Source organism: Sphingomonas bacterium, from assembly GCF_903643065.1.
Taxonomy (GTDB): domain Bacteria; phylum Pseudomonadota; class Alphaproteobacteria; order Sphingomonadales; family Sphingomonadaceae; genus Sphingomonas.
In genome coordinates this window covers 1-2651 of the sequence record NZ_CAHJWX010000458.1, presented here as the reverse complement: position 1 = coordinate 2651, position 2651 = coordinate 1, and the positions used below count along the sequence as shown (strand labels likewise).

Sequence of the window (2651 nt, the reverse complement as noted above, 5' to 3'; positions counted from 1 at the left end):
CCAGCGCCGCGACGCCGGACCCGAGCCGGCCCTTCGCCTCGTCCACCGCGCCGCGCAGCCCCTTCGCCTCGAAGCCGTCGAGCACCTGGCCGACAAAGGCGATGCCCGCGACCTGCTCGGGGCCCGCCGGGCCCGCGCCACTGCCGCCCATCGCCAGCGCCTTGCGGGCATCGGCCAGCTCGCGCTCCAGCCGGCGCCGTTCCTCCATCAGTGCGGCGACCCGCGCGGGTACTTCGTCGGGCGTCGTGCGCAGCGCTGCCGCCGCCTCGCGCAGCGTCGCGTCGCGGCCGTTGAGGTAAGCGCGCGCCGCCTCGCCGGTCAGCGCCTCGACGCGCCGCACGCCTGACGACACCGCGCCCTCGCCGACGATTTTCACCAGCCCGATGTCGCCGAGCGCCGCGACGTGCGTGCCGCCGCACAGCTCCACCGAATAGCGGCCCCCGTCGGTGCCCATCGACACGACGCGGACCTCGTCGCCATATTTCTCGCCGAACAGCGCCATCGCCCCCTCCGCGATCGCGTCGTCGGGCGTCATCAGCCGCGTCGTCACCGGCGTGTTGGCGCGCACCTGCCCGTTCACGTCCGCCTCCACCTGCGCCAGCTCGCCCGGCGTCATCGGCGCCGGGTGCGAGACGTCAAAGCGCAGCCGGTCGGGCGCGACCAGCGAGCCCTTCTGCGCGACATGGGTCCCCAGCCGCTCGCGCAACGCGGCGTGAAGAAGGTGCGTCGCCGAGTGGTTCGCCCGGATCGCGCCGCGCCGCGCATGGTCCACCGTCAGGCGCACCGCGTCGCCGACCGCCACCGCGCCGGCCTCGATCCGCGCGCGATGCGCCCACAGCCTGCCCAGATGCCTGTGCGTGTCCTCGATCGTCGCGACGAGCCCGCCGTCGCTCGTCGCGGTCCCCGCGTCGCCGATCTGGCCGCCGCTCTCGCCATAGAAGGGCGTCTGGTTGACGATCAGCTCCACCGCCTCGCCCGCCTCGGCGCGCGTCACCCGCGCGCCGTCGCGCACGATCGCGAGCACCGCGCCCTCGCCTTGCTCGCCGGCATAGCCGGTGAACTCGGTCGCCCCGACCTCCTCGACCAGATCGAACCACAGCTCGTCCGAGGCCCGCGCGCCCGAGCCCTTCCACGCCGCCCGCGCGGCGCGCTTCTGCTGCGCCATCGCGGTGTCGAAGCCGGCGCGGTCGACCAGCAGCCCCTGCGCGCGCAACGCGTCCTCGGTCAGGTCATAGGGAAAGCCGAACGTGTCGTAGAGCCGGAACGCGGTCTCGCCCGGCAGCGTCGCGCCCGCCGCCATCCCGCCGGTCGCCTCGTCGAGCAGCTTGAGCCCGCGATCGAGCGTGCGGCGGAACTGCGTCTCTTCCTGCTTGAGCGTCGTCTCGATCAGCGGCCGCGCGCGGATCAGCTCGGGATAGGCGACGCCCATCTCCGTCGCGAGCGCCGGGACGAGGCGGTGCATCAGCGGCTCGGCCGCGCCCAGCAGGTGCGCGTGCCGCATCGCGCGGCGCATGATCCGGCGCAGCACATAGCCGCGTCCCTCGTTGGCGGGCAGCACGCCATCCGCGACCAGGAAGCCGGCCGCGCGCAGATGATCCGCGATCACCCGATGCGACGCCTTCGCCGCCCCCTCCGCGCGCGTCCCCGTCAGCGACTCCGACGCGGCAATCAGCGCGCGGAACGTGTCCGTGTCGTAATTGTCGTGGACGCCCTGCATCACGGCGGCGATCCGCTCCAGTCCCATGCCGGTGTCGATCGACGGCCTGGGCAGTTCGCCGGTGATCTCGTTCGCCGTCTGCTCATATTGCATGAAGACGAGGTTCCAGATCTCGACGAACCGGTCGCCGTCCTCGTCCGGGCTGCCCGGCGGGCCCCCCGCGATGTGCTCGCCATGGTCGTAGAAGATTTCGGAACACGGCCCGCACGGCCCGTTCTCTCCCATCGCCCAGAAATTGTCGGTGGTCGGGATGCGGATGACGCGGTGCTCGGGCAGGCCGGCGATCTTGCGCCACAGCGCGAACGCCTCGTCGTCGGTATGATAGACGGTGACGGTCAGCCGGTCCGCCGGCAACCCCCATTCCCGGGTGAGCAGCGTCCACGCCAGCTCGATCGCACGCTCCTTGAAGTAATCGCCGAACGAGAAATTGCCCAGCATCTCGAAGAAAGTATGGTGCCGCGCGGTATAGCCGACATTGTCGAGATCGTTATGCTTGCCACCGGCGCGCACGCATTTCTGCGACGAGGCGGCGGTCGAATAGGGCCGCGTCTCCAGCCCGGTGAACACGTTCTTGAACGGCACCATGCCGGCGTTGACGAACATCAGCGTCGGGTCGTTCTGCGGCACCAGCGGCGCGGACGGCACCGGGCGGTGCCCCGCCCGCGCGAAATAGTCGAGAAAGCCGCGACGGAGGTCGTTGGTGGAGGTCATGCGACCGACTTAGGCGAGCGCTCCTTGCACCTCAACCGGCGCGATCACCGTCAGCGCCCGGGGCTCGACGGTGAAGCGGAGCGGCAGCCGCAGCCGCGTCGTCTCCCCGTCCAGCGCCACCGCGATGTCGCGGGCATGGCCGGACACGGTCAGCGCCGCCGTCTGCGCCACCAGCGCGAAGTCGCGCGCGTCGCCACGGCCGCGCAGCGTGCGCCAGACGAAG

Annotated in this window: 2 protein-coding genes; both read right to left on the bottom strand. The window is 71.8% G+C overall.

Annotated elements, in window-relative coordinates; genetic code table 11:
* A partial coding sequence (gene alaS, locus HUU95_RS13845) for an alanine--tRNA ligase (RefSeq protein ID WP_174280634.1) occupies nt 1–2428 on the bottom strand: 2428 nt, incomplete at its 3' end.
* Between the two features lie 9 nt (nt 2429–2437).
* On the bottom strand, nt 2438–2651 hold a 214-nt coding region (locus HUU95_RS13840; RefSeq protein WP_217429845.1), incomplete at its 5' end, for a hypothetical protein.